The 23,248-nt window shown below is 32.2% G+C and carries 24 protein-coding genes and 2 pseudogenes; 6 read left to right on the plus strand and 20 right to left on the minus strand.

Annotated features, from left to right (window positions below; genetic code table 11):
- Positions 1-10: 10 nt before the first annotated feature.
- The 6 genes from rpsG to fkpA form a co-directional block, all read right to left on the minus strand.
- Positions 11-481, minus strand: a complete 471-nt coding sequence (gene rpsG, locus CF386_RS02555) for a 30S ribosomal protein S7 (RefSeq protein WP_089072916.1) — start codon at positions 479-481, stop codon at positions 11-13.
- A gap of 92 nt (positions 482-573) precedes the next feature.
- On the minus strand, positions 574-948 hold the full coding sequence (gene rpsL / locus CF386_RS02560) for a 30S ribosomal protein S12 (protein WP_089072917.1): 375 nt from the start codon (positions 946-948) through the stop codon (positions 574-576).
- Positions 949-1,051: 103 nt separating this feature from the next.
- Complete coding sequence (gene tusB, locus CF386_RS02565; RefSeq protein ID WP_158522278.1) at positions 1,052-1,336, minus strand: sulfurtransferase complex subunit TusB; 285 nt, start codon at positions 1,334-1,336, stop codon at positions 1,052-1,054.
- A gap of 2 nt (positions 1,337-1,338) precedes the next feature.
- A complete protein-coding gene (gene tusC / locus CF386_RS02570; protein ID WP_158522279.1) occupies positions 1,339-1,701 on the minus strand; it encodes a sulfurtransferase complex subunit TusC in 363 nt (120 codons plus the stop codon).
- On the minus strand, positions 1,698-2,051 hold the full coding sequence (gene tusD, locus CF386_RS02575; protein WP_158522280.1) for a sulfurtransferase complex subunit TusD: 354 nt from the start codon (positions 2,049-2,051) through the stop codon (positions 1,698-1,700). Before tusD ends, tusC begins: the two co-directional genes overlap by 4 nt.
- A 17-nt stretch (positions 2,052-2,068) precedes the next feature.
- A complete protein-coding gene (gene fkpA / locus CF386_RS02580) occupies positions 2,069-2,884 on the minus strand; it encodes an FKBP-type peptidyl-prolyl cis-trans isomerase (RefSeq protein WP_089072921.1) in 816 nt (271 codons plus the stop codon).
- 152 nt (positions 2,885-3,036) lie between these two features.
- Here fkpA and CF386_RS02585 point away from each other — a divergent pair, with 152 nt between their 5' ends.
- Positions 3,037-3,270, plus strand: coding sequence for a SlyX family protein (locus CF386_RS02585; RefSeq protein ID WP_089072922.1), 234 nt, complete (start codon positions 3,037-3,039; stop codon positions 3,268-3,270).
- Between the two features lie 9 nt (positions 3,271-3,279).
- On the opposite strand, the gene CF386_RS02590 is transcribed toward CF386_RS02585, so the two are convergent.
- On the minus strand, positions 3,280-3,459 hold the full coding sequence (locus tag CF386_RS02590) for a YheV family putative zinc ribbon protein (RefSeq protein ID WP_158522281.1): 180 nt from the start codon (positions 3,457-3,459) through the stop codon (positions 3,280-3,282).
- A gap of 26 nt (positions 3,460-3,485) precedes the next feature.
- On the opposite strand from CF386_RS02590, the gene CF386_RS13590 reads away from it, so the two are divergent.
- Together CF386_RS13590 and crp are read left to right on the plus strand one after the other, a co-directional pair.
- A complete protein-coding gene (locus CF386_RS13590; RefSeq protein WP_089072924.1) occupies positions 3,486-3,746 on the plus strand; it encodes a YheU family protein in 261 nt (86 codons plus the stop codon).
- Between the two features lie 149 nt (positions 3,747-3,895).
- A complete protein-coding gene (crp, locus tag CF386_RS02600) occupies positions 3,896-4,528 on the plus strand; it encodes a cAMP-activated global transcriptional regulator CRP (protein WP_089072925.1) in 633 nt (210 codons plus the stop codon).
- Between the two features lie 45 nt (positions 4,529-4,573).
- On the opposite strand, the gene CF386_RS02605 is transcribed toward crp, so the two are convergent.
- The 11 genes and pseudogenes from CF386_RS02605 to aroK form a co-directional block, all read right to left on the minus strand.
- Entirely contained in the window at positions 4,574-5,365 is a 792-nt protein-coding gene (locus CF386_RS02605; protein ID WP_089072926.1) for a DUF1338 domain-containing protein, read from the minus strand.
- Positions 5,366-5,447: 82 nt separating this feature from the next.
- Positions 5,448-6,907 (minus strand): annotated as a pseudogene (gene astD / locus CF386_RS02610) (succinylglutamate-semialdehyde dehydrogenase).
- 25 nt (positions 6,908-6,932) lie between these two features.
- A complete protein-coding gene (gene astA, locus CF386_RS02615) occupies positions 6,933-7,958 on the minus strand; it encodes an arginine N-succinyltransferase (protein WP_089072927.1) in 1,026 nt (341 codons plus the stop codon).
- A gap of 16 nt (positions 7,959-7,974) precedes the next feature.
- Complete coding sequence (locus tag CF386_RS02620) at positions 7,975-9,189, minus strand: acetylornithine/succinyldiaminopimelate transaminase (RefSeq protein WP_089072928.1); 1,215 nt, start codon at positions 9,187-9,189, stop codon at positions 7,975-7,977.
- Positions 9,190-9,224: 35 nt separating this feature from the next.
- Positions 9,225-10,243, minus strand: a pseudogene (gene galE, locus CF386_RS02625) (UDP-glucose 4-epimerase GalE).
- A 5-nt stretch (positions 10,244-10,248) separates the two neighbouring features.
- The gene (locus tag CF386_RS02630; RefSeq protein WP_089072929.1) at positions 10,249-10,827 is read right to left on the minus strand and encodes an anthranilate synthase component II; all 579 of its coding nucleotides are present in this window, start codon (positions 10,825-10,827) and stop codon (positions 10,249-10,251) included.
- Between the two features lie 3 nt (positions 10,828-10,830).
- A complete protein-coding gene (gene trpS / locus CF386_RS02635) occupies positions 10,831-11,829 on the minus strand; it encodes a tryptophan--tRNA ligase (protein ID WP_089072930.1) in 999 nt (332 codons plus the stop codon).
- A 33-nt stretch (positions 11,830-11,862) separates the two neighbouring features.
- The gene (gene rpe / locus CF386_RS02640) at positions 11,863-12,543 is read right to left on the minus strand and encodes a ribulose-phosphate 3-epimerase (RefSeq protein WP_089072931.1); all 681 of its coding nucleotides are present in this window, start codon (positions 12,541-12,543) and stop codon (positions 11,863-11,865) included.
- A 47-nt stretch (positions 12,544-12,590) separates the two neighbouring features.
- A complete protein-coding gene (locus tag CF386_RS02645; RefSeq protein WP_089072932.1) occupies positions 12,591-13,394 on the minus strand; it encodes a Dam family site-specific DNA-(adenine-N6)-methyltransferase in 804 nt (267 codons plus the stop codon).
- Between the two features lie 23 nt (positions 13,395-13,417).
- The gene (gene aroB / locus CF386_RS02650) at positions 13,418-14,512 is read right to left on the minus strand and encodes a 3-dehydroquinate synthase (RefSeq protein WP_089072933.1); all 1,095 of its coding nucleotides are present in this window, start codon (positions 14,510-14,512) and stop codon (positions 13,418-13,420) included.
- Between the two features lie 35 nt (positions 14,513-14,547).
- Positions 14,548-15,066 (minus strand): shikimate kinase AroK, encoded by a 519-nt coding sequence (gene aroK / locus CF386_RS02655; protein ID WP_089072934.1) that lies wholly within the window; start codon positions 15,064-15,066, stop codon positions 14,548-14,550.
- Between the two features lie 273 nt (positions 15,067-15,339).
- Between aroK and CF386_RS02660 the strand changes: the two genes are divergently transcribed.
- From CF386_RS02660 to CF386_RS02670, 3 genes are all read left to right on the plus strand, one after another.
- Positions 15,340-17,739: a penicillin-binding protein 1A gene (locus CF386_RS02660; RefSeq protein WP_089072935.1), complete on the plus strand. Its 2,400-nt coding sequence runs from the start codon at positions 15,340-15,342 to the stop codon at positions 17,737-17,739.
- 145 nt (positions 17,740-17,884) lie between these two features.
- Positions 17,885-20,521: a phosphoenolpyruvate carboxylase gene (ppc, locus tag CF386_RS02665; RefSeq protein ID WP_089072936.1), complete on the plus strand. Its 2,637-nt coding sequence runs from the start codon at positions 17,885-17,887 to the stop codon at positions 20,519-20,521.
- Positions 20,522-20,590: 69 nt separating this feature from the next.
- Complete coding sequence (locus CF386_RS02670; protein WP_089072937.1) at positions 20,591-20,968, plus strand: PadR family transcriptional regulator; 378 nt, start codon at positions 20,591-20,593, stop codon at positions 20,966-20,968.
- A 133-nt stretch (positions 20,969-21,101) separates the two neighbouring features.
- Here the strand turns inward: CF386_RS02670 and metF are convergent, their stop codons facing one another.
- Both metF and metB read right to left on the minus strand, forming a co-directional pair.
- A complete protein-coding gene (metF, locus tag CF386_RS02675) occupies positions 21,102-21,989 on the minus strand; it encodes a methylenetetrahydrofolate reductase (RefSeq protein WP_089072938.1) in 888 nt (295 codons plus the stop codon).
- 11 nt (positions 21,990-22,000) lie between these two features.
- Positions 22,001-23,188: a cystathionine gamma-synthase gene (gene metB, locus CF386_RS02680; protein WP_404824947.1), complete on the minus strand. Its 1,188-nt coding sequence runs from the start codon at positions 23,186-23,188 to the stop codon at positions 22,001-22,003.
- Between the last annotated feature and the right edge of the window lie 60 nt (positions 23,189-23,248).

Genomic DNA, 23,248 nt, shown 5'->3' on the forward strand with positions numbered 1-23,248 from the left:
AGTAAAACAATTACCAACGATAATGAGCAAATGCTTTGTTTGCATCAGCCATTTTATGGACATCTTCACGTTTTTTGACAGCAGAACCTTTATTTTCGGCAGCGTCTAACATTTCACCTGCTAAACGGAATGCCATAGATTTTTCACCACGCTTACGCGCAGCTTCAACCAACCATCTCATAGCAAGTGCATTTCTTCGAACAGGACGAACTTCAACTGGAACTTGATAAGTTGAACCACCTACACGACGAGACTTGACTTCCACAGCTGGACGAACATTTTCAAGAGCTTTTTCAAATATTGCTAAAGGCTCTTCTCCTGAACGCTCTGAAGATGTACTCAAAGCAGAATAAACAATTTTTTCTGCGATAGATTTCTTACCATCTACCATTAAAATATTTACAAATTTAGCTAATAATTCTGAACCAAATTTAGGGTCAGATAAAATTTTTCTCTGACCAATAACGCGACGACGTGGCATTATATATCTCCGTTTTTTTTTCAGGTTATCCAAAACTTTTCAGTTTTTTCAAACGTTGATTGTTAATGTTTGGCCTTACTTAACGGTTATCATTAAGACTTAGGACGTTTTACACCATATTTAGAACGACCTTGTTTACGATCGTTTACTCCAGCACAATCAAGTGCACCCCTTACTGTGTGATAACGCACACCAGGTAAGTCTTTTACACGACCACCTCTAATAAGTACAACTGAGTGTTCTTGTAAGTTATGTCCCTCACCACCAATGTATGAAGTAACTTCAAAACCATTAGTTAATCGAACACGACATACTTTTCTTAAAGCTGAGTTGGGCTTTTTTGGAGTTGTCGTATAAACACGAGTACAAACTCCTCTCTTTTGCGGACACGCTGACAAGGCAGGCACGTTGCTTTTCTCAACTTGCTTAACTCTTGGTTTACGAACCAACTGATTAATAGTTGCCATTAAATAGCTCCTGAATTATGTTTCTTAATAATTGAAAAATCTATATCCAAAAAAATTGGACATTGAATTTTATTCCTAGAATTGATTAAAGTCAAGTGAAGAATTACCAACTTATTATTTGTGAATTGTTTTCAGTTAACCTAACTAAATCCAAATAATTGATAAGAGCTCTTTCTTTAATTTTAGGCATTAGTCCACGAGCCACAACATCATTTTCTAAATAATAAATAGATTTGGTCGTAGCCTGTAATTTATCGAGCAGAGAATCATTTAAAATGTTGTAAACTCCGTCCTCAATAAAAATGATCGCATCATTTGGTATAACGAAATCAATTAATTCCAGAGTAGTTGCTGTTTTATACGAAGAGTTAAAAACCAAGTGTAACAAAACTAAAACCTCAATATTTTTTTACAAAGTCTAATTTCATTGTTGATGATAGTTTGATTCACTATTTTCATATCATCTATTAAATAGATACAATCTCTAGATAAATTTCTTTTATTTATTGCATCTTTACAAACAAAAATTTGTTGAATCTCATATAATTCTAATAATCTTATTTTAGAAAGATAGTCTTGGTACATTATTTGGTTTGCTTTTTGATTCTTAATTAACTGAAGAACAGCATTCTCTACAAAAAAAACTTTAATATTATCTGTGTAACTAGCAATTGATAATAACATATCAAAACCATCACGAGCATAATTATCAAAATATGGAGGTGTAGTAAAAATAAATCCAATATCTCTCAAAACTGTACCACCCGATCCACCATTAATAAAGATTCTGACATAACACTTAATCCTGATAAAATAAAATTAGTATCTAAATAATCAGTATTACTTTCTACTATTCCTCTTTTTGATGCTGCAGTATGACACAAATGAAGTTCAAACTTATAATTTTTCGATAGTTTAACCCATTTTTCTAAAAAATTAGTTTCATCTGAACTGTAGTAAATATTTTTATTAGCGATAGTAGTAGCATCAGCATAGAAAAACACCTTATCAATGATGTGATCTTTTTTTAATAAAGCCTCTGCAAATAGTAAACTCGAAATAATTCTCTGAGAGTTATAAGAGGCTTTATTAATTATAAGCAAATACTTCACTATTAAAATTAATTAGTAGATTTATCTGTTGGATTTACTTTAAGTAGCTCAACATCAAAAATCAATGTTGAATTTGGCGGGATATGACCTGGAACACCCTGCTCACCATAAGCTAACTTAGCCGGAATTACAAATTCAAATTTAGAACCTGGAGTCATTAGCTTTAAACCTTCTTGCCAACCAGGGATTACTTGATTTAATTTGAATTGAATTGGCTTGTTATTGTTGCCTTTTAAATTAGTATCAAATGGTTCTGAGCTTTTCTTACCATTTTCATCAATTAAATAACCTGAATAATTTACCGAAACTGTGTCATTATCAGATGGTTTTTCAGTGCCACTGCCTTTTTGAGTTTCTTTATAAACAAGACCACTGTTTGTTTTCGTAAAACCATCCTTTAACATTTCTGCTTCATATTGCTCACCCAGCTTAATATTTTTAGAACTCATTTCTTCAGTTTTTTTCTTAGCAAGCTCGTTAATCTTTTGATCTAAATCTTTAAGAGTCTTCTCTACTTCTTCTTGCGACAACTTGCTTTTGTCATTCAAAGCATCATTAAAACCATCAATTACACTTTTTGCATCAAGTTGAAGACCCAACTCATTTTGCTTTTTAAGCGATGTTGCCACCATTGTTCCAATTTGATCACCATAAGCATAAGATTGCTTTTGTGCGTCTGAACTAAAACTTGCACTTGATGCTGTTTGCTCTACTTTTGTATCTTCAGATTTCTTAGTAGTATCATTTGATGTATTATCTTTATTACATGCTGTTAATGCAATTATTGTTGCTGCTATAGCTGTTAATTTTAAAACGGGTTTCATTTAACTCTCCTGAATATAAATGCTTAATTAAATTATAAATATTACAAAGCTTTTAGAATTAGACTACCAATAAAGTAAATTACCTTATATAATACATAACTATTAATAAAAAAAAGTTTCTAATTAAAGATTCACATTAACATAACATTATAATGAAACAAATATCTAATAAAATACAAGAAATGAATCTCAAAATTATTGAGTTAGAGCACAAAGTATCTTTTCAAGAACATACTATAGACACTTTAAACGATGAAGTTTATAGTCAACAAAAAAAAATAGAAACCTTAGAGAAACAACTTTTATTGATAACAAAAAAATTTAAAGAATTAAATACATCCAATATTGAATTACAAGAAAATGAAACCAGACCACCTCATTATTAAAATCTAGTTTTACTTTGTAACTATATCAATAACTGATTTGTTTTCAGTTGTAGGGTTGTCCCTTAAATTAGTATATCCACAAAAGATACATTTGCTAATTTCGTTGCCTTCTTCAAAAACAACTTGGATAGTATCAATTCTTTTGCATTTTGGACACTTAGCTCCTGCAATAAATCTGGCTCTAGACATAATTTTATTAACCATAATTTAGAAGTATGATATCATTATTATACATATTTTTTATTAATCGCATATTATTAAAATTGATAATTCCTTTTGAAAAAATACCCCCGAACCAACTAGATGAATTGATTAAAGATTATATTCTTCAACAAGATTGTGTGCAAATTGAAAATATCGATATAAACACTGAACTTGTCAAAATTAAAAATCAAATCAAACAAAAAGAAATATATGTGGTGTATTCAGAACTTTACCAGACATTCTATCTCAAAAATAATTTATACTTTAAATAAAAAATATTTAACACCTAATTAAGCTATGAGCACATAAGAAATTTGTTGATTATTATACATCAGCTAGGGTAGTATTATAATTATATAATGCGTACTAATGGCTATCAATATATGGATGTTATTAGTCTAAAGAATCTAAGGAAATAAATATGATACCGACTAAACCACAAACTGACCCAACCCTCGAATGGTTTTTATCTCATTGTCACATTCACAAATATCCATCAAAAAGCACTCTTATTCATGCTGGTGAAAAAGCAGAGACATTATATTTTATAGTTAAGGGATCAGTTGCCGTCCTCATAAAGGATGAGGAAGGAAAAGAAATGATTTTAGATTATCTTAATCAAGGTGATTTTATTGGTGAAATTGGTTTATTCGATTCAGAACAAGAAAGAACAGCTTGGGTGAGAGCAAAGTCGCCATGTGAAGTAGCAGAAATCTCATTTAAAAAGTTTAGGCAGCTAATACAAGTCAACCCTGATATTTTAATGAGATTAACGGGTCAAATTGCTAAGCGCTTACAAGTAACAAGTAGAAAGGTTGGTGATCTTGCCTTCCTTGACGTCACAGGACGAATTGCTCAAACTCTTTTAAATCTTGCTAAACAACCTGATGCAATGACTCATCCAGATGGAATGCAAATTAAAATTACAAGACAAGAAATTGGACAAATCGTGGGCTGCTCTAGAGAAACAGTCGGTAGAATACTAAAAATGCTTGAAGAACAGAACTTAATTACCGCTCATGGAAAAACCATAGTAGTTTACGGCACTAGATAATTTATCCTTGCTGGTCATGAATTTGTTATGACCAGCTAAAATAAATCATAATCTGTTGGTTGATTCAAATATCTTATCTGCTGACGCTTCAATAAATCCATTAAATATTCGACCACTATCTATACTCTTATAACGTTGAGAAAATTCATAAAACCCTCCCGGTATATAAAAAAAACCATCGCTAAACTGAACTTGAACATGGTCAGCCAGAGTTGATGATTGCTCCAATCCTAATGCTTCGCTTCCCTTAATTAAACCACCATTTTTATTCATTATTATTTTATTCTGTATTAAGATTTCATTCAGCTCTGATAAAGACTTTATTTTATTTAAAGCGTTTACACTTATTGTAAAATGATTAGCACCAAACCCATGAGCAAGAAACCAAGCAGCATACTCACTTTCTTTTAAGAATTTCTCATAATCATTAATACTTATATCCCAAGTTTTACCTGAAAACAAAAAATCAATATTAGTGTGATCAAAGCTCATTTTGGTAAACTTATCCAAACAGAATTTTTGTAAACTTTTGGAACAATCTTGTAAGTTAAGTTGGCTAAGGAAAATTTTAGGCAACTTCTTATCAATATGTTCGAAGTGTTCGGCATATAATTTTTTTTTTCTAAAGATATATGATGCTTTCGATTTATATCCAATATTTTGAAGCAATAAACTTATAGATTGTACATTTATTTGGGGTAAATTTAGTGTCCTCAACGCAAAATGATCAGTAGTAATACTACCATAATCACCCACAATGTGATGAATGTTTGAAGAAGACGGACAAAGCCTAACAGAATAATCTAGCCACAGATTGGATATAAATTGTTTAACCATAAAAATTCACCTAAAAAAAAGTAGTTGTACTATACTAAATCTTTTTAGGATCAATTATCTTTTTATATGTCACAAAATAGGATTATTTTTTAAAACTCAGACCCATAGGTAATTGTGTTGGTAAATCTGATATTTTCTCATCTACCATACAAGACACTGGATAAGCACAATAATCAGCTGCATAATAAGCACTGGGCCTATGATTTCCTGATATCCCCACTCCTCCAAAAGGCATATCACTAGACGCTCCAGTTAAAGGTTTATTTCTATTAATAATACCAGCTCTAATATTTTCTAAAAATATTCCCATTTAGTATTATCGTTTGTAATAATACCGGCTGATAATCCATATTTGGTATCATTAGCATCATCTACAGCATCTTCGAAGTTATCATATCTTATAACTTGCAGCAAAGGTCCAAAATATTCTTCATCTGGTAAATTAATTATTTCCGTAACATCAATCATAGAAGGTGTAATCTGTGCTTTCCCTAGTCTTCTTGATATAACAAGATTTCTACCACCAAGGTTGAGCAATTTTTGTTCAGCTTCAACAATAGCATCAGCAGCATCAGCCGAGATCATCGTTCCTAAAAAGCCATTATCAAATGGACCAGCGACCTTTATATTTTGAGTAAACTCAACTAATTTATTTAATAAATCGTCACCTTTATTACCTTTCGGAATGAAAACCCTTCTCGCACATGTACATCTTTGCCCTGATGTTATAAAAGCTGACTGTACTATCATTAAAATGACTGACTTAAAATCATCAAAATCATTTGTAACAATCAATGGGTTATTGCCACCTAATTCTAAAGCAAGCAATTTATCGGGCATAGAACCAAACTTTTGATGCAAAATTAATCCAGTTTGGGCACTACCAGTAAAAAGCAAACCATCAAGTAATTTGTGCTCTGATATTTTAATAGCTTCATTTTTTTTACCCTGAATTAAAGAGATTACTCCTGGTGGAATGCCTGATTCTATTAAAATTTTAACAAGATATTCACCAACTTTTGGGGTTAATTCAGATGGCTTAAAAATAACCACATTACCTGCAATCAATGCAGGAATAATATGACCATTTGGTAAATGAGCTGGAAAGTTAAAAGGACCAAAAACTCCCAAAATACCATGAGGCTTATGAAATAACCTAAGTTCCGTACCATTTGCATTTGTTACTTTATTTCCAGTTCTTTCTATATACGATTTTATGGAAATTCTAATTTTATTAACCATTGCATTCACTTCTGTTTTAGATTCCCAAAATGGCTTACCTGTCTCTTGGGAAATAATTTCAGCAAATTGTTCTTGGTTAATTCTTAAGTTTTCAGCATAACAGTTTAATATTTCACAGCGCTCTTCTAAACTTAGTTTTCTCCATTTTTTTAATGCATTTTTGGCTGACAAAAACATCTGATCTATTTGATCAGAAGATGCAACTTTTCCAGACCAAACTGTTTCATCATTAAATGGATTTTTTGAAACAAAAACATCACCCAAACCTTCAGTCCATTTATTATTGACTAAATGCATAATTTTACCTCGTTATATAATTAATTTTTTAGATAGATAAAACTCTTAAGCCCTCGGATTCTTTAATTTTCATATACTTTGCCTGTTCTTTTGTCATATAAACTTCTTGCTTAATTTCGTCTATCATAATATCTATTACCGAAGCTCTGAACTCTGAAAACTTAGTATTACTACAAATGTAAGACTTCTTTTCCATAAGATCCGAGTTATCAACAAACACAGTTTTTAAAACCTGTGAATTTCTCAATGATTTAATATTGTCAATATCACACTCAATAGATGGGCCTGCATCAAAAATATCCACATATCCTCTATTCACAAAGCCCTCCTGCTCTAACAATTTTAAAGCAGGTACTGTATCTTTATGAACTTTACCAATAACAGCCTGCGCTTCTTTAGATAGTAAGTTTACATAAATTGGGAGCTTAGGCATTAAATCTGCAATTATATCTTTAGAGCCAATACCCGTCAGGTAATCTGCTTGAGAAAATTCAATTGAAAAAAAGTTTTCTTGTAACCATTTCCAAAAAGGAGAATTACCATATTCATCAGAGACACCTCTCATCTCCGCAAAAATAGTTTTTGAAAACTTATCTTTAAATTGTGCCATTAATAAAAATCTTGATTTTGATAAAAGCTTTCCGTTATAACCTCTTCTCCAATTTTCCCTTAAAAAAGTACTACATAACTCAGATGAGCCTGTATAATCACTTCCAAAGGTAAGTACATCAATGACATTATGTACATTAAACTCTCTTGAAGAATGGACAACTTTATTAAGGTGATAACTGTAAAATGGAGCTGTCAAACCCACTGCTCTTTCAATTGCTGTAGTTCCAACTACTTCTTTTTCATCACAGTCCTCGGCAACGAAGAAATAACACTCGGTTCCTGGAATATCGACCTGCCCATTGAAGCTTTTAATAGAATGGTCAATACGTTTTCTTAATAATTCTTCATTTGTAGGCAAAGAGGTAAGTCCATAACCTGATTCCTCAGCGCATTTCATGAGCGCATCATAATCAGTTATTTCTATAGGACGAATAATAATCATATAGCACCTTTCAAAATTAGAGAGTTAACTTTTTAATAGAAAGTTCGAGTTTTTTAAGTCCTTCCTTAATCTCCTGCTCTGAAACGAGTAAAGAAGGAGTGAACCTTATAACGTCTGGGCCAGCAATTAGAATAAGTAACCCATGTCGACTAGCTTCTGTCAAAATATCCCGAGCTCTGCCTTTCCATTGCTGATTCAGAGAAGCCCCCAATAATAACCCTTTACCTCTAATTTCATCAAAAACATTGAGGGTTTGATTCATATTATTTAATAACTTCTTGAATAACTTTTCTTTTGTTATTATATCTTCCATTAAACTACCTGAGGTTACTTCGTTTAATACAGCCAAACCTACAGCACTTGCGAGTGGGTTACCTCCATACGTTGAACCATGAGTTCCAACCTTCATATGTTCAGCTAGCTCATTGTTCGTTAACATTGCTGCAATAGGAAAACCTCCACCAAGAGATTTTGCTGTAGTTAATATATCTGGAATAATATCCAAAGACTCATATGCATAAAGTGTCCCAGTTCTACCAACACCCGTTTGAACTTCATCAAATATCAAAACAGCATCATGTTTTTTGCACAATGCAGCCAAACGATGGAGGAATGGCTTTTCTATTGGAACTATACCACCTTCCCCTTGTATCGGCTCTATCATTACAGCACAAGTGTTTTCATTGATATGTTTTTCAAAAGCTTCAATATCATTATATGGAAGATGTGTTATTGCACCTGGCTTTGGGCCAAATCCATCAGAATAAACTGGTTGCCCCCCTACAGTAACAGTAAAAAAAGTTCTCCCATGAAAACCTTTTTTGAATGATATAATTTCATTTTTTGATTCACTATATTTTTCAATCGCTACTCTTCTTGCTAATTTAAGAGCAGCTTCATTTGCTTCAGCTCCGGAGTTAGCAAAAAAAACCTTATCTGCAAAAGTTAATTCTGTTAATCGTTTAGCTAAATCAATAGCTGGCTTATTTGTCATCACATTACTTAAATGCCATACCTTTTTAGCTTGTTTTTCAAGTGCATCCAACATCACTGGGTGACAATGTCCTAAACAACTAACGGCTATACCGCCGGCAAAGTCAATATACTCTTTACCATCATAATCCCAAACCTTAGAGCCTAATGCTTTTTCTGGGACTACTTGCATTGGGGCATAACAAGGAACAAGATATTCATCAAAATCAGATCTAATTTCTTTATTATTATTGCTCATAGTAGTTACCTCCAGTTAAAAATTTTAATAATTTATTATTCAGAAAAACCATTTGGATTATTTTTTTGCCAATTCCATGAATCCCGAACCATGTCTTCAAGAGTTTTAATTGCCTTCCAACCTAATTCTTTTTGTGCTAAAGAACAGTCAGCATAACATGCATCAATATCACCGTCCCTTCTTCCAACAATTTCATATGGAATTTTAATCTGATTTTCTTTTTCAAAAGCAGCAATCATTTCAAGAACTGAAAAGCCACTACCAGTTCCTAAATTATAGTTTAAACACCCTGTAAAACCTGATTCAATTTTCTTTAACGCATCAACATGACCCTGGGCTAAGTCATCAACATGAATATAATCCCTTACACCTGTCCCATCAAGAGTATCAAAATCATTTCCAAAAACAGATAGTTTTTGTATTCGACCAGAAGCAACTTGAGTAATATAAGGCATTAAATTATTCGGTATTCCAGTTGGATTTTCACCAATTTCCCCTGATTGATGAGCGCCTATTGGGTTAAAATACCTTAAATTAATAATAGAAAAGGCTTCATCAGACTTAGAAAGGTCTTGAAGAATTTTCTCAACCATGACCTTTGAGGTACCATAAGGGTTAGTTGTCTCGCCAATTGGGTCATCCTCCATAATAGGAACTGACTTTGGATTACCATAAACAGTAGCAGATGAACTGAAAATAATATTTTTTACATTTGCTTTTTTCATTGCATCAAGAAGGTGTAATGTACCTGTAACATTATTTTGATAGTACTCTAAAGGTTTTTTATTTGATTCACCTACTGCTTTAAGAGCTGCAAAATGTATAACACTAGTTATGTTATATTTCTCAAATGTAGACATTAGAGCTTGTTTATTTAGGATATCTTCATGTAAGAATTTTATTTTTTTTTCGATAGTTTTTCAAGTCTATCTATTACAATTTCGCTAGAGTTTGATAAATTATCTAAAATAATAATATCAAATCCATTTTCCAATAATTTGAGGGAAGTGTGTGAGCCTATAAATCCAGCCCCCCCTGTAACAAGAACCGTCATAATAATTAAACCTTTTTTATAAAGTTATTTAGTAAATTTAAACCTTCTTCACTCATAATACTTTCAGGATGAAACTGAACACCCTCAATAGGAAGAGATTTATGAGAGATACCCATAATTACTTTTCTCCCTAAACTTGACTTCGTCCATGCGGTTATAACAAAGTCTTCTGATAAAGAATGTTCATCGATAACCAATGAGTGATATCTTACAACTTTCAGGTGAGTTTTTAATCCATCAAAGACGCCTTTCGAATCATGCTCTATTACAGAAATTTTTCCATGCATAATATCATCTGCATTTATAATATCAGCTCCAAATACATGACCAATTACTTGATGTCCCAAACAAACTCCCAAAATTGGTATTAACCCAGATAGTTTTTTTATCACTTCGACAGAAATACCTGAGTCTTCAGGTCTTCCTGGACCAGGAGATATTATAATATGACTTGGATCGAGTCTTTTTATATCTGGAATTGTTATTCTATCATTTTTATGCACCTCAACAATATAACCTAGCTCACAAATATATTGATAAATGTTGTAAGTGAATGAGTCGTAGTTGTCAATAATGAGAATCATAGATTAAACAACAAACCCCAAAGCTTTTTTTACCTTATGAACTGTGTGCTGAGCTTTACTTGATGCTTTTTCAGAACCTTCTTTCATGACGTTGTTTAAAAACTCAATGTCTTCTCTAACCTTTAAGTATTCTTTCTGAATAGGCTCAAGAAAAGCAATGACTGCATCAGCAGTATCAGTTTTAAGTTGCCCGTACATTTTATTTTGATACTCAATTTCAAGGTCTGAAACAGATTTATTAGTAACTCCTGCAAAAATAGTAAGTAAATTCGAAACCCCAGGTTTGTTCTGCTCATCATAAAAAATATTTGGCGGATTATCAGAATCGGTAACCGATTTTTTGATTTTTTTGACTATACTTTTAGGCTCATCAAGTATATGAATGATGTTATTTTTATTTTCATCTGATTTAGACATTTTCCTCAATGGATCTTGAAGCGACATCACTTTTGCCCCTTTTTGAGGTATGAACGGATTAGGAACTTGAAATAATTCACCATAGAGATTGTTCATTCTTATTGCGATATTTCTCGATAATTCAAGGTGTTGTTTTTGGTCTGCTCCAACAGGCACTTGATTCGCTTGATATAATAAAATATCAGCTGCCATCAAAACTGGATATGAATATAATCCACAATTAATATTATCACTATTTTTTGCGGATTTATCTTTAAACTGAGTCATCCTATTAAGTTCACCTACTTGAGTATAACAATTAAGAATCCATGCTAATTCAGTATGTTCTTTTACATGTGACTGGATAAATAAAGTACTTTTAGATGGGTCGATTCCTAGTGCTAAACACAGAGCAAGAGCATTTAAAGTCGAATTATGTAACTCTTTAGGGTTCTGTCGTACAGTTATAGCATGTAAATCTACAATACAATAATAGCAATCATACAATTCTTGCATAGAGTGCCACTGTTTTAAGGCTCCTAAGTAATTACCCAACGTTAAATTACCTGATGGTTGAACTCCACTTAATACCAAATCTTTTTTCATAAACTATTCTTGCCTTTCTAAAATTATTATTAATTATTCTATCCTTGAAACATGAGCTAACTGTTCTTTCAATTTATCTATTGACTTTTTGTAATTACCAGAATTAAAAATAGCTGAACCTGCAACAAAAATGTCTGCTCCAGCTTCAGCAACTCTCCTGATATTATTTTCATTAATACCTCCATCGACTTCTATTGCTACATCAAGACCCCTTGAGATAATCATAGATTTGAGTTTTTCTATCTTTTTCAAAGAACTTTCAATAAAGGACTGTCCACCAAAGCCTGGGTTAACTGACATAATTAAAACCATGTCTATTTTATCTAAAACATACTCTAAAACGTTAATATCTGTAGATGGATTTAACACTATACCTGATTTACAACCCGCTTTATTTATAAGCTCAATACTTCTATCAACGTGATGACTAGCTTCATAATGAAAAGTAATCATTGATGCCCCGGCTTTTATAAAATCCTCTATCATACTGTCAACGGGTGAAACCATAAGATGGACATCTATAGGAGCATCAATACCAAACTGCCTAAGAGATTTACATACCATTGGACCAATAGTTAAATTTGGGACATAATGATTATCCATAACATCAAAATGAATAATATCAGCGCCAGCCTGCAAAACTGAATTGACTTCTTCTCCTAATTTAGCAAAATCTGCGGATAAAATTGATGGGGCTATTTTAAATTGATTCATAAGCGAGAACCTCAAACTCTTTTTAAATTCTATTATCAGGAAGTTATTTAATCAAAGAGCGCAAAAAGTTCATTTACTTTTTTTCTGCTTGATGTTGTTTGCCCGATAACTCTTTTGACTTTTATTGTATTAAGTTTTGCGCCTTTATACAATCGTCGAGTTAGCGGAGTATCATGATTGGAAATTAGAACACTAGTCAGTTTAGCTGATTTTTCAGCCAAATTAGCCAATTTAGCTTGATCATCAAGGTTAAATCCATTTGAAACGTAGGAAGTGAAATTAGAAGTAGATGATAGTGGTGCATAGGGTGGATCACAATAAACAACAGACTCTTTTGTAATTAAATCAAATGTATCTTCATAGGACTGACATAAAAATTCTGCTTGTTTTGCTTTTTCAGAAAAAAATAAAATCTCTTTTTCTGGAAAATAAGGTTTAATGTAGCGGCCAAATGGAACATTGAAAATTCCTTTTTTGTTGTACCGACATAACCCGTTAAAACAATGTCTATTTAGATATAAAAAATAAATTGAACGTAAAAACTGATCACTCGTTGAATTAAAACTTTCACGAATACGAAGATATTCATCTTTGCTATTAAATTTTGAAGTAAACATCTTTTTTGATTCATGAATGAATGAGAATGGCTCCTTTTGAATAATTTTATATAAATTAATTAAGTCACTGTTTAAATCTGAAAGAATATAATAATCATAACTGGTATTAAGAAAAACACTCCCAGCTCCTACAAAAGGTTCAACTAAAATTTTTTTTTGAGGCAAGTTAGCTTTGATATCATCAATGAGACTGTATTTTCCCCCAGCCCATTTTAGAAAGGCTCTTTTCTTCATTACAAGTTAATGCCTTCTCTAAATTATGATGAAATTATATAATCAATTGCGATCTGTATATCTTCTTCATTTATATTATTTTGTATTTCAACAGATCCAATTTTTACAGGAATGATAAATCTTATCTTATTATTAAGCACTTTTTTATCGAGTACCATATGCTTCCAAAACAAAGAAGCACTTTTCATTTGTTTTGGAGTTAAATGAGGCAAATTACACTTTTTTATAAGATTTAATATCTGCAAATATTGATTTTCACTTAAAAGATTTTTATTTACCGAAATACGACAGGCGATCAAAATGCCAATTGCAACAGCTTCTCCGTGTAGAATATTACCATAACCCAACTCAGCTTCAATGGCATGCCCAAATGTATGCCCCAAGTTTAAGTAAGCTCTGATACTTTGTTCTTTCTCATCTTCTCTAACAATATCTGATTTTATCTGGCAAGATATTTGAATTGCTGTTTGAAGCGCTGACGCATCATAAGCAAGTATTCTATTTATATTTGCTTCCAGCCATTCAAAAAAATCATTTTGATGGATAATGCCATACTTTATAATCTCCGCAAGGCCTGCATAAAAGTGACGATTGTCTAATGAGCGAAGAACCTCTGTATCAATAATTACTGCTTTGGGCTGGTAAAATGCCCCAATCATATTTTTTCCAAGAGGATGATTTACTGCTGTTTTACCTCCAACTGATGAATCGACTTGAGCAAGAAGAGAAGTAGGTACTTGAATAAAATCAATTCCTCGCATGTAACAAGAAGCAACAAAACCAACCAAATCTCCAATTACTCCTCCACCCAATGCAATTAGGATTGAGTCTCTGCCATAATGATTTTCGAGTAAAAATGATATTAATTTTCCAAAATAATTTAGATTTTTGTATCTTTCGCCATCTGGAAGAACAAAAGTATCTATTGGAATATTTGAAGGTTTTAACGCATTTTTAACACGATCAACATAAAGCGGGCTTATTGTCTCATTTGAGACAATAAGTATTTTACTTTTTTGAGCAACGAACTGTTCAAATGTTTTAGGAAGCTTTAGAATATCTCTATCAATAATTATAGGATATGATCTATCTCCTAAATTGACATTTAAACTCTCCATTGTTACCTCATAAAAATTAGTTAAAACTAACGGCTTTAATTTTTTTCGAGAATATCCAATATCTGATTTGCAACAACTTTGGCACTTTGGTCATCAGTACTTACTACATAATCAGCAATTTCTTCGTACATTGGATTTCTTTCCTCTGCAAGTTCTTCGAGAACTATTCGAGGTTCTTCAGTTTGTAAAAGTGGGCGCTTCTTATCTCGTTGAGTTCTAGCAAGTTGCTTATCAATTGTTGTTTCTAAGTAAACTACTATCCCTCTAGCTGATAATCTATTTCGACTATCTTTACTTTTTATAGAGCCACCACCCGTAGCAAGAACAATCCCTTGCTTTTGAGTTAAATCATTTATAACATTTTCTTCACGAACTCTGAAACCATCTTCACCTTCTAACTCAAATACCCAACTAATATCAGCACCTGTTCTATTTTCAATTTCAGTATCTGAATCATAAAAATCCAAATGTAATTGCTGTGCCAAATGTCTACCTATAGTGCTTTTTCCTGCTCCCATAGGCCCAATTAAAAAAATATTTCGTTTCTCAGCCATAATCCTAGCGGTTTAATCTTATATTGTAATTAAAATTCACTTTAAAAAAATTAAAGCTCCCGGACAAAAAATCATATCAAATTTTTTAGAATATCGCATTCTACACTTATTTGTACTATATAAAAAGAATTGTTTTAAATTAATATGAAAAATTTAAACTAGATAATAATACTATCTTAATTTAATATATGTATCATACTTTCATTATCACACATATGTCAATGAAGGCTTTACAATTTAGCTTTAGACATAATTTATTAAAAGGACTTATAAGTGAAGTTCATAAGACGATTTATAATTTTTATTTTATTTCTCATAATATTCACTACCGGATTGATTTATGCTTTTTATATTCACTTAAAGCCCGATCTACCCAATATATCTTCACTTAAAAATTATGAAATGCAAACACCTATGCAAATTTATTCATCTGATGGTCTTTTGATGGCTCAGTTTGGTGAAAAAAGAAGAATTCCTTTAAAGTTTAATCAAATTCCTAAAAAAATGGTTGACGCTTTCATTGCTACTGAAGACAGTAGGTTTTATGATCATATTGGGATTGATCCTATTGGAATGGCTAGGGCTGCATTTGTTGTTTTAACAACTGGTCACCTAAAACAGGGAGCCAGTACTATTACACAGCAAGTGGCAAGAAACTTTTTTTTAACAAGGAAGAAAAGTTTTCTTAGAAAAATAAAAGAAATATTTATTGCACTCCACATAGAGCAACTTTTAACAAAGAAAGAAATTTTGGAGTTGTATTTGAATAAAATTTATCTTGGCTATCGCGCATATGGTGTCGGTGCTGCTGCCAAGGTTTATTTTGGTAAAGATCCAAAAGATTTAACATTAAGTGAAATTGCTGTAATTGCTGGATTGCCGAAAGCTCCATCAACGTTAAACCCTATTTATTCTTTAAAAAATGCGACGGAAAGAAGAAATATTGTTCTAGACAGAATGTATAAAGAAAAATATATTACCAAAAATCAAATGATAGAAGCAAAAAAAGAAAAAATCCACGCCTATTACCATACAGCTAAAATCCAAGTATATGCCCCATATATATCGGAGTATGTTAGAGATTGGGCAATTAAAAAATATGGTAATTCTGCCTACACTGATGGTCTAGACATCTATACTACTGTTGATTCTAAAGTACAACAAGCTGCTCAAAAATCTGTAATTGATAATTTACTCAACTACGATGAGAGGCATGGCTACAGAGGAAGCAATAAAAAACTTTGGTCTAACAAAGAGGTAAATTGGACACAAAATAAAATTGAAAATTATTTAAAAAAGATTCCTACTTATAGACCCCTTATACCAGCAGTCGTAATAGGTGTAAAAAATAAAGAGATTCAAGTTATTGCAAAAAATCAAAAAAACTCAATTGTTATTAATTGGGAGGGGCTAAAGTGGGCACGAAAATTCATAACCAACTCTTATCAAGGTAAATACCCCAAGTCTGCAGAGGAAATAGTAAGTAAAGGGCAACTTATTTGGATTCGAAAAAAAGATGATGTATGGAGACTTTCTCAGGTACCTAATGCAAATTCTGGGTTAATTTCCATGAATCCTTATACAGGTGCTATAGAAGCAATGGTTGGAGGATTTAACTTTACTCAAAGTAAATTTAATAGAATGACGCAGTCCCTTAGACAAGTTGGTTCAAGTATAAAACCTTTTATATATTCTGCTGCTCTTGACTCCGGAATGACTTTAGCAACCTTAGTCAATGATGCTCCTATCACAAAAGTTGACCAATGGACAAGTTCTGTTTGGAGACCTAAAAACGATCCAGAACAATACAATGGTTTAACTCGTTTAAGAAGAGGCTTAGCTCAATCTAAAAATGTTATGGCTATAAGAATATTAAGAACTGTAGGAATTAATAAAACAGTTAATTATCTGACTCGATTTGGTTTTGATGCGAAAAATCTTCCTAAGTTTGAACCTCTTGCGCTTGGCGTAGCGAGCATTACTCCAATTAAAATGGTTAGAGGATTCTCAGCATTCGTTAATGGAGGTTATCTGGTTAAAACTTATATAGTATCGAAAGTTGTAAACTCTAAAGCCGAAACTATTTTTAAAGAAATACCTGTTAAAATTTGTAAAGATAACTGTATTAATGATGACCTAGTAGATGAAAGTTCTAATAAATATCTCGCAAAAAAAATAATTACCACGGATAATGCCTTTTTAGTCAAAGAAATGCTCAAAAGTAATATATGGGGGCAAGGTTATGGGGGCGATTGGTGGCGAGGAACAGGATGGAGAGCAAAGGTTTTAAATAGGCATGATATTGGAGGTAAAACTGGTACAACCCAAAGCTCTACAGATGCTTGGTATATAGGTTATGGACCTAATGTTGTTGCAGCCACATGGATTGGTTTTGATAACCCCAAATTTCAATTAGGTAAGCATGAAGCCGGAGGAAAGACTGCTCAACCAGCTTGGATTTCATTCATGAAGTTTGCTTTAGCAAATACTCCTGAGGATAAAAATGAAGAGAAACCATCAGACATAGTTATAGAAAGAATCGACAAAAAAACAGGATTGCTTACTTCTAGTACAGGCAATGACTCAATGAATGAATACTTCATAGAAGGCACTGAACCCAAACAATATGTGTCTGACGAAAAACAGAGCTACGATAATGAACTACTTTTTTAAGTCATTGATTCTATAATTACCCTCAAAAGCAGCATAGCTATTATGCTGCTTTTCTTTTTAATTATTAATTTTATTCATTTTTTTTTTGACATTTACTAATTTTTACATCAATGTAGATTACAAATAATTAAAAAAAATAAAGAATATGAACACTACATCAAAAAATTTAAAATCAAATATTAATATGCTTGGGCGATTGCTAGGTAACATTATAAAAAAAGTTCATGGGGAAGAGTTATTAGCCAAAGTAGAGCAAATTAGACTTTTATCAAAATCTGCGTTATCGGGTAATCCAAAAGATAAAGAACTTCTAATTAATACTTTACAAGGTCTTTCTACGGAAGAAATTTTACCTGTATCTAGGGCGTTTAGTCACTTTTTAAATTTAACAAATATTGCCGAACAATTTAACACGATATCAAAAAAATCGGAGATGTCGATTTGTGATTTGAAAGGTATTGATCACTTACTTAACAAGCTTAAGAATAAAGCTGAAGATAAAGATGTAAAAAAAGCTCTATCGAATCTAAAAATTGATTTAGTTCTTACAGCTCATCCTACTGAAATAACAAGAAGAACTATCATCCATAAATTAATTGAAATTAATGATTGTCTTAAACAATTAGAACTTGAGGAAATTTCTGAGTTTCAACAAAACTCTTTAAGTTGTAGACTAGAGGAGTTAATAGCTCAGACATGGCATTCTGATGACATAAGGAAAACAAGACCCACTCCAATTGATGAAGCTAAGTGGGGTTTTGCGGTAATTGAAAACTCGCTTTGGGAAGCTGTCCCCAAATTTTTAAGACTTCTTGATAATAAGTTACAAAAAAATTTCGGATATAAATTACCCGCAAATAAATCTTTAATAAACTTCTCTTCATGGATGGGAGGAGATAGAGATGGAAATCCATTTGTTACTTATGATGTGACAAATAAAGTTCTTTTAATGTCGCAATGGAAGTCTTCAGAATTATTTCTTGGTGATTTGGAGCTTTTGATAACAGAGCTATCGATGATAAAAGCAAACGAGCAGCTCACACACATCACAAACAACTCAAATGAACCCTACCGATATGTCCTCAAAAAATTAAAACAAAAACTTCTTAAATCTAAAAAATATTTAAGTCTAATTTTAGATGATGAAAAAGTGACTGAACCGATAAACTCTCAAAAATTAATCAGCCAAGATGAGTTACTAGAACCTCTAATGTCATGTTATAAATCACTTGTTGATTGTAATATGGAAAATATAGCCAATGGGTATTTACTTGATACCATAAGAAGAGCTCATTGCTTTGGGATTAATTTACTAAAGCTTGATATTCGCCAAGATAGCGAAAAACACTTGAATGCAATTAATGAAATAACTTCTTACTTAAAAATCGGCTCTTATGAAGAGTGGGATGAGAAAAAGAAAATAGAATTTTTAATTAAAGAAATAGATTCTGAAAGACCGTTACTGCCCTTAAAGTGGAATCCCTCAGAGGAAACTCAGGAAGTACTTAATACTTTTAAAATGTTATCATCTCATGATAAAAATTGCTTTGGTGCATACGTTATATCTATGGCAAAAAATGCTTCAGATATACTTGCTGTGCATCTTTTATTAAAGGAACATTCGATAAAAGCATATATGCCTGTCTGTCCTTTATTTGAAACATTAGATGATTTAAATAACTCATTTAATATAATGCAATGTTTGTATAATACAACTGAATATTTATCTTTGATCTCTAAAGAACAGATGATAATGATCGGATACTCTGATTCAGCTAAAGATGCAGGCGTTTTGGCCTCAGGCTGGGCACAATATAAAGCCATGGAGTCTCTTATTTGTTTGAGCAACAAAAATAACATTAAACTTACTTTATTTCACGGAAGAGGTGGCTCAATTGGTCGAGGAGGTGCTCCTGCTCATGCTGCTTTACTATCCCAGCCGCCCCAAACCTTGCAAAATGGCTTAAGGGTTACAGAGCAAGGAGAAATGATTCGCTTTAAGTTGGGTTTACCTGATGTTGCGATTAATAGTTTACTCTTGTATACAAGCGCTATCTTAGAGGCAAATATTTTACCACCTCCTTCTCCAGACAAGAAATGGAGAGACATTATGGAAAGTTTATCAATTAATTCGTGTAATGCTTACAGAGATATTGTAAGACATAACTCATCATTTATTGATTATTTTAGAAAGGCAACCCCCGAAATTGAGCTGGGGAAACTTCCTCTTGGCTCTCGTCCTGCAAAGCGCAAACCTAATGGTGGTATAGAGAGCCTCAGGGCAATCCCTTGGATATTTGCTTGGAGTCAAAATAGACTGCTCTTGCCTGCCTGGCTTGGTGCAGGAGAAGCTATTAAAAAATCTATAGACCAAGGAAATACAGCTGATTTAGAAGAAATGTGCCAAAAATGGCCTTTTTTTTCAACACGTTTAGGAATGCTTGAAATGGTTTTTGTTAAAGCAAATGCTCTTATTTCTGAGTATTATGAAAAAACATTAGTAGATGATACTCTGTGGAGTTTAGGTCAAAGTTTAAGAGAACAATTAAACGAAGATATACAAACTATTTTACAAATAGAAAACTCTCAGCATCTAATGTCTCAAAACCCTATTGGAGTCGAAAGTATAAAACTAAGAAATATATACGTAGAGCCACTTAATATGCTCCAAGCTGAATTGCTCAAAAGAACAAGAAATCAAAGCAAACCAAACTCTGTTTTAGAAGAGGCATTAATGGTTACCATGACAGGTATTGCTGCAGGCTTAAGAAATACAGGCTAAAATTTTTGCTGATATTTGTACCAACTAAAATAATATAGTATATTTACTATTTTATGTTGGTACAAATAAATGTCACTTCCCTATGTTATTCTTACAATTCTTAAAGATAATGACTCTACAGGTTATGATGTTACTAAGAAGCTGTCTGGTACAATTGGCTTATTTTGGAGTGCTAGCCATCAACAAGTTTATAGAGAACTAAATAAAATGCTCAAAATGAGTTGGGTTAACTCATCATTTTTTCCACAACAAGGAAAGCCTGACAAAAAAATATACTCTTTAACTGAAATGGGTGTTGCCGAGTTAACAAAGTGGGTTGAATCCCCAATTAAAGAGCAAGTTATGCGAGATGAACTTTCATTGAAAATTTACGCAGCACAAAAAATTAATAATCAAAACATAAAAAAACAGCTTCACCAAGATCTTAAAAAAGACAACAGGAATTGATTTTATTAAGAAAAAAAGGTGAGCAATCCAGTTCTCTTAAACCTCTCGATGAATTATACATAAAAAGAAATTTATATGTATTAGAGGCTGATATTAAATGGATTAAACAAGCTATTTTAATTCTTTAAAATTACTAACTGGCTTTTATGACGCCAAGAACCTTGCAGATAGCAAATGTCAAATCAGATCTATTCAATGTATAAAAGTGAAAATTATTAACTCCTTCCTTAGATAAGCTTTTTACCATTTCTATAGCAACACTCGCTCCTATAAGCTTTCTTGTTAAAGGATCTTCCTCTAAACCCTCAAACTGCTTTTTGATCCATTTAGGTATATGAACATTTGTCATTTTTGCAAATTTATATGCTTGATTGTAATTTGAAATAGGTAAAATTCCAGGAATAATCTCTGCATCAATTCCTATCGATACACAGCGATCTCGAAACCTTAAGTATGAATCTATATCAAAGAAAAATTGGGTAATCGCTCTACTTGCACCCATATCTATTTTTTTTTTCAAGTTAACCAAATCAGCCTGAGCATTTTTTGCTTCAGGGTGCACTTCTGGATATGCAGCAACTGTCACATCAAAATCAGCAACTTCTTTTAATAACTGTACTAAATCGGCAGCATACATCATTATACTATTAGTATTTTCATAATCTCCTCTTAAAGCCACAATATGTTTAATACCTAAGCTCCAATAATTTTTTGCTATATCTCTGAGTTGATTTCTACTTGTATCAATACACGTTAAATGAGGAGCAACTATTAAATCTGTATTTCTAACAATTTCTTCAATAATTTTGTGAGTATTTGCTCTTTCTCCATTATTTGCCCCATAAGTTACCGAGACGAAACTTGGATTTAATGGTACAAGTTTATTCAGACTCTCCCATAATTGTGTTTTCATTTCTTCCGTTTTAGGTGGAAAAAACTCAAAAGATATATCAACCTTATGAGAAATATCCAGTAAATTATTGTTCAACGAATCTAAGTAATTATTATAATGGTATTTCATATTGATCCTCCTTACTTGAACAAATTAATTGCTCTATTCAAATCACTTAACAGATCTTCATAATCCTCAATACCAATAGAAAACCTCAATAAATTTTTTGAAATTCCAGCATTTTTTAGAGCATTGTTTTCCATTGCTCTATGGGTCATACTAGCTGGATGGCAAACTAAACTTTCTGCTCCTCCAAGTGACTCTGCTAAAGAAAACAATTGCAAGCTATTTATAAATTTTTCTATCTGAACTGAACTTAAATTAAATTCACAGGAAATAATTGAGCCAAATCCTTTTTGTTGTCTACTAGCTATTTCATGGCCGTCATGACTACATAAACTAGGATAGTAAATTTTTGTAATTACTTTTTGATTGAGGAAAAAATTCAATATTCTTTTTGTATTAAACTCGTGTATTTTTAACCTGGCTGAAAGTGTTCTTAATCCTCGACTAGTTAAGAAAGCATCAAACGAGTTGGTATTAGAGCCAATACAATTTCCCCACCACTTTATTGATTCAAAATCCTCTTTATGTTTACAGATCACTGCTCCTGCCAAACAATCAGAATGTCCATTAATGAACTTTGTTAATGAGTGGACCACAAAGTCCGCTCCTAAATCTAATGGAGTTTGATAAATTGGAGTTAGGAAAGTATTGTCTACTACAACTTTAGTATCAAAAGATTTAGCTAGAGAAGTGATTTTTTCTATATCAGTAATTTTCAGTAAAGGATTAGATGGTGTTTCAATAAATATCAGTTTAGGTCTTTGTTCTAAGTAATATTGAACTTGATCTAAGTTTGATGTGTCTACAAACCTAACATTAAAATCACCCTTCAATTGTCTTGCTTCAAAAAGCCTGTGTGTGCCTCCATAACAATCTTTAGAAACCAGTACTAAACTGTTCGAATCCAAAGTTGTGCTTAAAACCAAATTGATTGCTGAAGTTCCAGAGTTGGTAACAATAGCCCCAAATCCATTTTCAAGTTGAGATAAAGTACTCTCTAATTGCTCTACCGTTGGATTTCCAGATCGAGAATAATCATATTTGGGTATTTCTCCTAACTGAGAGAAAATAAAATTAGTGGACATAAAAATCGGTGGAATTACAGAGCCATATTGATTATCACTTCCAATTCCACTCCTAACTGCTACTGTTGACTTTTCTAATAAACCTATCTCTTCTATATTAGTTCTATCATCTATCATGATTAAAAAATCCTTTATACATTTTCAAACAATTGATATATTATAGCTAGAGACATCTTT

It is taken from the genome of Paraphotobacterium marinum, assembly GCF_002216855.1.
In the GTDB taxonomy this organism is placed as follows: Bacteria; Pseudomonadota; Gammaproteobacteria; order Enterobacterales; family Vibrionaceae; genus Paraphotobacterium; species Paraphotobacterium marinum.

What these genes read in the sequence shown, in the direction of transcription:
- rpe (WP_089072931.1), bottom strand. Translation starts at nt 12,543, where the DNA reads ATGAATCAATTTAAAATAGCCCCATCAATTTTATCCGCAGATTTTGCT.
- crp (WP_089072925.1), top strand. Translation starts at nt 3,896, where the DNA reads ATGATACCGACTAAACCACAAACTGACCCAACCCTCGAATGGTTTTTA.
- CF386_RS02605 (WP_089072926.1), bottom strand. Translation starts at nt 5,365, where the DNA reads ATGGTTAAACAATTTATATCCAATCTGTGGCTAGATTATTCTGTTAGG.
- CF386_RS02590 (WP_158522281.1), bottom strand. Translation starts at nt 3,459, where the DNA reads ATGTCTAGAGCCAGATTTATTGCAGGAGCTAAGTGTCCAAAATGCAAA.
- CF386_RS02630 (WP_089072929.1), bottom strand. Translation starts at nt 10,827, where the DNA reads ATGATTCTCATTATTGACAACTACGACTCATTCACTTACAACATTTAT.
- metB (WP_404824947.1), bottom strand. Translation starts at nt 23,188, where the DNA reads ATGATAGATGATAGAACTAATATAGAAGAGATAGGTTTATTAGAAAAG.
- aroK (WP_089072934.1), bottom strand. Translation starts at nt 15,066, where the DNA reads ATGGCTGAGAAACGAAATATTTTTTTAATTGGGCCTATGGGAGCAGGA.
- CF386_RS02620 (WP_089072928.1), bottom strand. Translation starts at nt 9,189, where the DNA reads ATGAGCAATAATAATAAAGAAATTAGATCTGATTTTGATGAATATCTT.
- aroB (WP_089072933.1), bottom strand. Translation starts at nt 14,512, where the DNA reads ATGGAGAGTTTAAATGTCAATTTAGGAGATAGATCATATCCTATAATT.
- fkpA (WP_089072921.1), bottom strand. Translation starts at nt 2,884, where the DNA reads ATGAAACCCGTTTTAAAATTAACAGCTATAGCAGCAACAATAATTGCA.
- trpS (WP_089072930.1), bottom strand. Translation starts at nt 11,829, where the DNA reads ATGAAAAAAGATTTGGTATTAAGTGGAGTTCAACCATCAGGTAATTTA.
- rpsL (WP_089072917.1), bottom strand. Translation starts at nt 948, where the DNA reads ATGGCAACTATTAATCAGTTGGTTCGTAAACCAAGAGTTAAGCAAGTT.
- CF386_RS13590 (WP_089072924.1), top strand. Translation starts at nt 3,486, where the DNA reads ATGATATCATTATTATACATATTTTTTATTAATCGCATATTATTAAAA.
- astA (WP_089072927.1), bottom strand. Translation starts at nt 7,958, where the DNA reads ATGATTATTATTCGTCCTATAGAAATAACTGATTATGATGCGCTCATG.
- CF386_RS02645 (WP_089072932.1), bottom strand. Translation starts at nt 13,394, where the DNA reads ATGAAGAAAAGAGCCTTTCTAAAATGGGCTGGGGGAAAATACAGTCTC.
- ppc (WP_089072936.1), top strand. Translation starts at nt 17,885, where the DNA reads ATGAACACTACATCAAAAAATTTAAAATCAAATATTAATATGCTTGGG.
- metF (WP_089072938.1), bottom strand. Translation starts at nt 21,989, where the DNA reads ATGAAATACCATTATAATAATTACTTAGATTCGTTGAACAATAATTTA.
- rpsG (WP_089072916.1), bottom strand. Translation starts at nt 481, where the DNA reads ATGCCACGTCGTCGCGTTATTGGTCAGAGAAAAATTTTATCTGACCCT.
- CF386_RS02585 (WP_089072922.1), top strand. Translation starts at nt 3,037, where the DNA reads ATGAAACAAATATCTAATAAAATACAAGAAATGAATCTCAAAATTATT.
- CF386_RS02670 (WP_089072937.1), top strand. Translation starts at nt 20,591, where the DNA reads ATGTCACTTCCCTATGTTATTCTTACAATTCTTAAAGATAATGACTCT.